The organism is Nonomuraea maritima, assembly GCF_900100395.1.
Taxonomy (GTDB): domain Bacteria; phylum Actinomycetota; class Actinomycetes; order Streptosporangiales; family Streptosporangiaceae; genus Nonomuraea; species Nonomuraea maritima.
The window spans coordinates 22,763-31,164 of the sequence record NZ_FNFB01000034.1 but is presented as its reverse complement, the minus strand read 5'-3'; the positions used below and the strand labels follow the sequence as shown (position 1 = coordinate 31,164).

Below are 8,402 nucleotides of genomic sequence, written 5' to 3'. Positions count from 1 at the left end.
CTGAGCCGTCCGGGCGTGAGCGGTCGTTGTTCGAGCGTGATGGTGAGGGTTCGGGTGGGCCTGAGCCGTCCGGGCGGGGGCAGTCGCTGTTCGAGCGCGACGGTCCTGCGCAGGAGCCGCCGACGCGCAGGCCGTCGATGTTCGAGAAGCCAGCGGTGCTGCAACAACCAGCCGCCCCGACCACCTCGCCCGACATGCCGGAAACGCCGTCCGAAAGGCCGTCCCTTTTCGTCAAGCCCGCCTCGCTGGGCGGCCCCGGATCCCGCGCGGCCCCCGCCGACGTACCGGCTGCCGGTGAGGAGGCGGACGCGGCGTCCAGCGTTCCGGTCGAGCACGACCCTGCCGACACCGCCGTGATCCCCGCGGTGTCCCGCGACGCCGCGCCGCGCGTTCCCGCCGCGCCCACAACTCCGCGCACGCCCGACGACACCGCCACGGAGGCGCGGCCGGACACCCACACCCCTGCGCCCGCAGCCCCTGAGCCCGCTGAGCCGGACGCCGAAGCGGGCAGCGCAGCGGAAGCTTCCGGACGCGCGAGCCTCGCGACGGGCGAGGCCGACTCCGCCGCGACCGTGCCGGAACACGAGACCGGCCCGGAAACCGACGACACGATCGCGGAGGTGGCGGCAGGTGCCCCCGAGGACGTGACGTCCGCCTCGGCCGACGAGCCTGCCGGTGACGCGTTCGCCGGCACGTTCGGCACCGCGACAGCCGAGCCCGGCGACAGCGCGGCGGCCGACGACATGTCGCACCGCAGCACCTCCGACGACACCACTGCCGTTGCGGCGGCGGATCCCGACGCCGAACCGACCGTCGGTGAGACCGCCCACCCGTCCCACGACGAACCCGGACCGACGGCGGAGGCCGAAACCGCCGAAGCCGCGGAACCTGCCCCGACAGGCGACACCGCCGAGACGAGCGAGCCGACTCAGGAAACCCCGGCTGTCGAGGCGGACGAGCGCCTGAAGACTGTCGAAGACCGGGCCGCCGACAGCGGCGCTACCAAGAGCGGCACTGCCGAAGACCGGGCCGCCGCGGACCTGACCACTGATGACCGGATCGTCGCAGCCGGCGCGACCGTTCACCAGGTCGCTGAGGGCAGGATCGTCGACGCCGGCGCTGCTGTGGGCCAGGTCGCTGAGAGCCGGGTCGTCGAGGACAGCCCTGCTGCAACTCATGTTGCCGATGACCGGGCCGTTGAGGACGGCGGCGCTGCTGCGGACCAGGTCGCTGATGACCGTGTCGCCGAGAGCCGTGTCACCGCGGGCCTCAGCGCCGGTGACGGGGCAGATGACGGGGTCGGTGGGGAGGAGTTGCCGGCGGAGCTGGTGGAGGCCCTGACCTCGGCGCTCGGCACGCTCCGCGAGACCGTCGCCGGCCTGAGGTTCGGCCTCGACCTGCCCGGAGTCGAGGAGGCGAGGAAGGGCCAGGCGGCCCTGCTGGCCCAGCTCGACGACTATGTCCTGCCCCGCATCAAGACGAGCACCGCCCCCGCCCTCATCGTGGTCGCGGGCTCGACCGGCGCGGGCAAGTCCACCCTCGTCAACTCCCTGGCCGAGAAGAACGTCTCCCGCACCGGCGTACGCCGCCCCACCACGGGCCACCCCGTCCTGGCGTGCCACCCCGACGACCACAGGTGGTTCGCCGAGGGCGAGCTGCTCGGCGGCCTGCCGCGCCTGTCCGCCCCCGGCGACGACAAGCACGGCCTGGTCATCGTCGCGACCCAGAAACTCCCGCAGGGCGTCGCGCTGCTCGACACTCCCGACATCGACTCGGTGGTCGAGGAGCACCACGAGATCGCCCACCGCATGCTCGACGTCGCCGACCTGTGGATCTTCGTCACCACGGCCGCCCGCTACGCCGACGCCCCCGCGTGGAGCCTGCTGCGGCTGGCCAAGGAACGTGGCGCGCGGCTGGCCATCGTCCTGTCGCGGGTGCCGCAGAAGTCGTCCGACGTGGTGCTCAAACACTTCGTCCGGATGCTCACCGAGTACGGGCTGGGCGAGATCGACCGGTTCGTGGTGCACGAGTCCGAGGTCACCGACGGCCGGCTGCCCGACGCCGAGGTCACCGAGCTGCGGCTGTGGCTCGCCGAGCTGTCGGTCGACGAGAGGCGCCGGGCGCGTGCCGTACGCGAGACCCTCGACGGGGTGCTCAACAGCTTCCGCACCCGTGTCCCCGCGCTGGCCAAGCAGCTGGAGGCGCAGGTCGCGTTCCGGGCGGAGCTGCGCAGCGACGTGGAGGCGGCCTTCCTCGGCGCGCTCGCGGAGCTCGACAGGGCATCGCGCAACGGCTCCCTCCTGCACGGTGAGGTGCTCGCCCGCTGGCAGGACTTCGCCGGCTCCGGCGACCTCATCCGCTCGCTGCGGGTACGCAAGCGCGGCAGGGCCGGCAGGCAGGTGCCCGAACGGGTGCTGGCGTTCAAGGCGGCGGTCCGCGCCGGGCTCGAATCGGTGATCATCGCCGCCGCCAACCAGGCCTGCGAAGAGGTGGCGGCCCGCTGGCGGCACCGCGCCGAGCTGGGCGCCAAGCTGGGCGAAGACCTCGACCGGCCGTCCGACGATCTGGTCCGCCACACCACCCGGGCCATCGCGTCCTGGCAGGACCACCTGCTCGAGCTCGTCCGCACCGAAGGGGTGGCCAAGCGTTCGGTGTCGAAGATCGTCAAGTTCGACCCCGACTCGCTCGCGCTGATCTTCATGGTCGCCATGTTCAGCGGGGGCGCCGGTGAGGGCGTGCCGCACAGGCTCGTGAACGCCCTGCTCGGAGCCGAGTCGCTGCGCGCCATCGGCGCCAAGGCGCTGACCGACCTGCGGGCGCGGGTCGGCATGCTGTTCGACGAGGAGGCATTGCGATACGCGCAGGCGCTAGACTCCGCGGGCATTCCGGATGAGTCCGCCGCAACCCGCCTCTACCAGGCGACGTACAACCTCGAGGTCGCTAGATGACCACCATGACCACCAAGCCGGGGCTCGCCGCTCGGTTGTCCGCGCTCACCAAGGTGGTGGAGCTGGGCGCGGGGCGGCTCGACAAGAAACTGCTCGACGAGGCCACGGAGCTGCTGCTGCAGGCCGGCGACCGGCTCAAGCTGTCGTCCGAGCACACCGTCGTCGCCCTCGCGGGCGGCACGGGCAGCGGCAAGTCGTCCCTGTTCAACGCGATCTCCGGGCTCGACCTGTCGCCGACCGGCGTACGCCGGCCGACCACTGCCCGTACGCACGCCTGTGTGTGGGGTTTCGACGGGACGGGGCCGCTGCTCGACTGGCTGCAGATCCAGGAGCGCCACCGTTTCTCGCGGGCCAGCGCGCTCGACAAGGGCGACGGCCAGCTCCACGGGCTGATCCTGCTCGACCTGCCCGACCACGACTCGATCCGGGCGCTGGCCGACACTGAGGCCGACCGGCTGATCGGCATGGCCGACCTGGTGGTGTGGGTGCTCGACCCGCAGAAGTACGCCGACGCGTCCACCCACCGCCGCTACGTCACGGAGCTCGCCGGGCACGACGCGGTCACCGTGTTCGCGCTCAACCAGTCCGACCGGCTCACCACCGAAGAGCTGGCCGAGCTCGTCATCGACCTCAACGACCTGCTGCGCCGGGAGGGTGTCGAGCACCCGAGCGTCGTACCTACCTCGGCGGTCACCGGGCGCGGCATCGAGAGCCTCAAGAGCGTCATCTCGGCTGCGGTCGGCCGCAGGCGGGCCGCCATCCAGAAGCTCGAAGCCGACCTGGCGCGGCTGGAGCGGCGCATCAGCGAGTCCATGCCGCTGGGCGAGGCGCTGTCGGCTCCTTCGTCGGTCGACGAAGCCCGGCGCATGGGCCTGGCCGACGCGCTGTGCGACGCGGTGGGCGTTCCGGCGGTGGGCGACGCCATGGAGAGCGTCTACGCCGAGCGTTCGAACCGCTGGGTCGGGTGGCCGTACCCGCGATGGTTCGGGAAGTTCCGTAGCGACCCGCTGAAGAGCCTGCGGCTCGACGACGTGGGCAAGGAGGTCCGCAACATCGCCACGGCGGCGGTCAGCGCGCAGTCGGCCGAGGTCGCCAACGCGGTCCAGGCGCTCGCCGACGGGGTCTCCGTGGGGATGCACCGGGTGTGGCGATCGGCCGTCCACAAGGCGGCCAGATCCAACGCGCGCAAACTGCCGCAGACCCTGACGGACGACCTCGCCGCGGTCGCGCCGCCGCTCGACCGCGTGCCGGCCTGGTGGACGCTCCTGAGGGTGTGGCAGTACGTCCTCGTGCTGGCGTTCGTCGTGGGCCTGGCCTGGCTGGCCGTGGGGCTGTTCATGCCCGACCAGGTGCCGCCGGCGCTGGAGCTGCTGGGCGACAGCGAGGCGCTGCCTTGGGTGGGGCTGATGACGGTCGCCGTCCTGGGTCTCGGCGCGCTGTCGGGCGTCGCGTCACGCAACTTCGTCGAGCTGGGGGCGGCGCGCGAACGCGAACGCCTGGAACGCGAGATGCGACGCAGAGTCGCGGCCGTCTCCACCACCATGGTGGTGGAACCAGTCGAAGCCGAACTGACCCGCCACCAAGCCTTCTACACCGCCCTACGTGACCTGTCGGGCTGACCTCCACCGGCCTGCGTGTTTCCACCTGACTTTCATCGCCCTACGTGATCTGTCGGGCTGACCTCCACCGGCCTGCGTGTTTCCACCTGACTTTCATCGCCCTACGTGATCTGTCGGGCTGACCTCCACCGGCCTACGTGTTTCCACCTGACCTTCATCGCCCTACGCGACCTCTACTGACCGGCGAGAGGCGCCTCGCCATTTGGTGCTCCCTGGTCTCGCGCATCCTCGTGCCGCACCCGAAGGCGCGGCTGCTCACCGGTTCGCGCGCCTGGGCGCTGCATTCCGCTGTTCGGATGCTGGCTGGGTGTGTGGCTCGGCACCGCGCTCCGCTCGCCGGCTTCGACCCCAGGGCTGTGTCCCGCTGTGGTGGTGCTGGGTGTCCGGCTCGCCTTAAGCGTTTTGGGTGGGTTGTCCAACCTCGGCGTGCGAGCGGCCCGCTCCGGTTCAGGTGCGCTCGTGTGACGAGCGCCAGTGTCTGTGATCTCGATGCAGCTGCAGGGGGCTGCCGTCCGTCCACGGGCGTCACTGGGAGGTCGCGGGGCGGGGCTGTCAGCCCACAAGTACCGTTCGCGGAGGTCGGCGGGTGGGGCTGCCGTCCCGCGGGGACCCCTCGCGGAGGTCGTTCGTCCACAGCCATCCTGGCCGCTCGTCCGGTTGTCCACAGAACGGCGTTCTGCGGCCAGCGACATGGGCCCGTCCCGGCATGGTGTTCCCAGGTCGCGGGCAGTCAGCCCGCTGCAGGGAAGGCATCACATGAACGACATCTACGTCACACTCACCGGGAACGTCGCGGCAGAGCCCAGGCAGTACAGCTTCGACGACGGCACGAAGGTCACCTCGGTCAGGGTTCTCACCTCGCATCGCTACTTCGACAGGAAGACAGGCCAGTGGACCGACGGCGAGCGGGTCTGCTTCACGGTCCGCTGCTGGCGCGCTCTCGGCGAGAACGTCGCCACCTCCGTACGCGCCGGGCAGCCCGTGGTGGTGTCGGGCAAGCTGCGCATTCGTGAGTTCGGCGCCGAGGGCGACCGCCGCTTCGTCCCGGAGATCGAGGCCAGCGCGGTGGGTCACGACCTGCGCTGGGGCACGGGCGCCTTCACCAAGCCCGAGCGGGGCGGGGTGGTCTCGATCAGCAAGGAGATGCGCGACCGGCTCGACGAGGAGACCCGCGACTGGGCCATGGGCACCAGAGCAGGGCGTTCCCCCGCGCCCGACCTCGCTACGACCTCGCCGCCCTCCACGGCTGACGACTCCTCCACCGTCCGCTTCCTCGGCGCCCACCAGGCACCCGATGCCGACGAGACGTCCGAACCCGACGACGTGACCGAGGAGGCACTCGCGGCAGCATGACGCCACCCCGGTGGGAGGCGGCACCCACCAACCGCCGCCTCCCACCGGCCCCCTTATGTACATGGCCGCCCTGGGCCTTCGCACGCTCCGCGACGGCGCCGCCGGTCTTCTCAGCTCTGCGGCGGCTCCTTAAGTCTTCGAGTGCTCCCGGCGCCGCGGGTCTTCTCAGCTCTGGGGTGGCTCCTTGGGTCTTCGCATGATCCGCGGTGGCGCCCTGAGCCTTCTCAGCCCCGCGGCAACGCCCGAGCCTTCTCTCGCTTCATGGGGGCGCCCTGATCCTTTTACGCTTCGCAGCCAACGCCCCAGGACCTCTCCCTTTCGCAGCGGTCGCCGGGGCCGCATGTGACGCCCACTCACAGGAGGTCCAGTCCGTCGAGAGCCTGTTGCCGCCGCCGCTGGGGACGCCGCTCCGCGAGGGAAGTCGTGCTGGTCGCGGGTGGCGGTCGGCGAGGGATACGGGGCCGGGCGTATCGGTGGAGCTGAGGGGGGTGGGTGGGAGGAGGGGGAGGGGCATCGGCCGGGGTGCGGGGGTGCCGCTTACCCGAGGGGCGGCCGATGGTCCGGTGGCCGTGTCAGCGCGGCTGAGGCAGCTGATACGTCCAGGTCACGCCCCGTTCCATGATGGCTCCTTTCCAGCACGGCTCTGCGTCGCAAGCCTGCCTTAGTTGCGGCAGGCCGCTCAAAACGTATCGGTTCCCGCCCCGCGCCGCACACTCCGCAATTATTGTGTTACACATCGTTAGTCAGGGAGGAGACGAGATGGCGGTCACCGGTCACGCCTCGGTCAAGTCTCGCGGCAGTGCGTCAACTCCGGCTGGGCGCTGGCCCCTGCTCGGGCAACGCCGCCCTCTTGTGCTCTACCTGTGTGCCATCGTCGCCCTCGATCTGGGGGCGATCGTTTTGTTCTCCGCCACCGCCTCCCTCCGGTGGCAGGACTTGGTGACGTTCGGCGCGTTGATGGCCTGTGGGGCGGTGTGCATCGAGGCCAGCAGGCGGCTCGGTATGCCCGCGGGCGTCTCGCGCGACCTGTTGTCGGCCTGGTGGCTGCCGGTGGCGCTGCTGTTGCCCCCGCTCTACGCGCTGCTCGCGCCGATCGTGCTGCAAGCCCTGCTGCAGGTACGGGTGCGGGCCACGGTGCTGCACCGAAGGGTGTTCAGTGCGGCGGCCATCGGCCTGGCCGCCTGCACGGCCAGTGTCGGTTTCCACTGGCTGGCCGCCGACCCGTGGGCGCTGTCGCGGGGGAGTGCCGAGCCGATCCTGTACGCGGTGGCGGCCGCGGTGCTGTTCGCCCTGCTCAACACCGCGTTGATCGCCGTCGCGGCGCACACGGCCGACCCTGACATGAGCTGGCGGGAGGTCCTGTGGAATCGGGAGAACGTCCTGCTCGACGTGGTGGAGCTCTGTCTCGGCGTCACCGTGGCGATCCTGTGCGGCCTGAACGAGGCGCTGCTCGTCCTCGCGCTGCCGCCTGTGGTGCTGTTGCAGCGCAGCCTGCTCCATGCCCAGCTCCAGGCGGCCGCCCGTACTGACGCCAAGACAGGGTTGCTCAACGCGGCGGCCTGGCAGCGTGAGGCCGACACCGAGATCGTCCGCGCCCGCCGCACGGGCGAGTGCCTGGCGGTGCTGATCCTCGACATCGACCACTTCAAACGCGTCAACGACGCTTACGGACACCTGGTGGGTGACCAGGTGCTGGTGGGAGTGGCTGCCACGATGCGCAGCCAACTGCGCGACTACGACGTGGTGGGGCGCTTCGGCGGCGAGGAGTTCGTCGTCCTGCTGCCGGGTGCCGACGCCGACGAGGCCCGCCAGGTGGCCGAGCGGCTGCGCATGCATGTCCGGCTCATGGCCGTGCCGGTGGACGACGGCCTGGTCAGGGTGACGGTCTCGGCCGGCGTCGCCTTGATGAACGCGCACGGCGACGAGCTGATCGACCTGCTGACGGCCGCCGACCTGGCCCTCTACCGAGCCAAGGAACTGGGCCGCGACCGCGTCTGCGTCCCGGCCGCCCAGCCCCCACGCCGCTCCTGAACGACCGCTTCTTCGGGTACGACGGTCGTGCCGCGCCTGCAGGACCGTGTCCATTTCTCCGTGGTCTTCTCCGTGGTCCGGCCGTCGTGCCGGCCCCAACGACCGTGTCTGCATCTCTGTCATTCAGCTGCCGACCGTGACCGAGTAGAGCGGCTCCGCCGGGCGGGTGTGTGAGGTGTGCTGAGCCGGCGTTCGGGTGGTGGGTTGGGTCGGTGGTGGTCTGGCGTGCCCATGGAGTGGATCCTCCGGGCGGGATGGGGGCGGTGGAGTGGATCTTCCCGGAGGGATGGAGACGGCGGAGCGTGCTGGACAGGGCTTCCGGGCGGAGTCCGGATAGTCGCGTGGGTTGGTGCTGTTGGTTGGAAGGGCGTCGAGTGGGCGAGTCGCGCGTCACATCGACGAACTCCTTGCCGCCCTGCCCGGCCTGGGCGAGCAGCGCGCGGTGCCCGGC

The 8,402-nt window shown here is 71.0% G+C and carries 4 protein-coding genes; all 4 read left to right on the top strand.

From position 1 onward, the window contains the following. Positions 1–2,948 (top strand): GTPase (locus tag BLR04_RS34075; RefSeq protein WP_245740839.1); only part of this gene is annotated, 2,948 nt, incomplete at its 5' end. After that, positions 2,945–4,567 carry a GTP-binding protein gene (locus tag BLR04_RS34070; protein WP_090773130.1) on the top strand — a complete coding sequence of 541 codons (1,623 nt, stop codon included), beginning with the start codon at positions 2,945–2,947 and terminating at the stop codon, positions 4,565–4,567. The genes BLR04_RS34075 and BLR04_RS34070, both read left to right, overlap by 4 nt. 756 nt (positions 4,568–5,323) lie before the next feature. Further along, on the top strand, positions 5,324–5,920 hold the full coding sequence (locus BLR04_RS34065; protein ID WP_176903416.1) for a single-stranded DNA-binding protein: 597 nt from the start codon (positions 5,324–5,326) through the stop codon (positions 5,918–5,920). 759 nt (positions 5,921–6,679) lie between these two features. Beyond that, positions 6,680–7,951, top strand: a complete 1,272-nt coding sequence (locus tag BLR04_RS34060; RefSeq protein ID WP_090773126.1) for a GGDEF domain-containing protein — start codon at positions 6,680–6,682, stop codon at positions 7,949–7,951. Positions 7,952–8,402 lie beyond the last annotated feature (451 nt).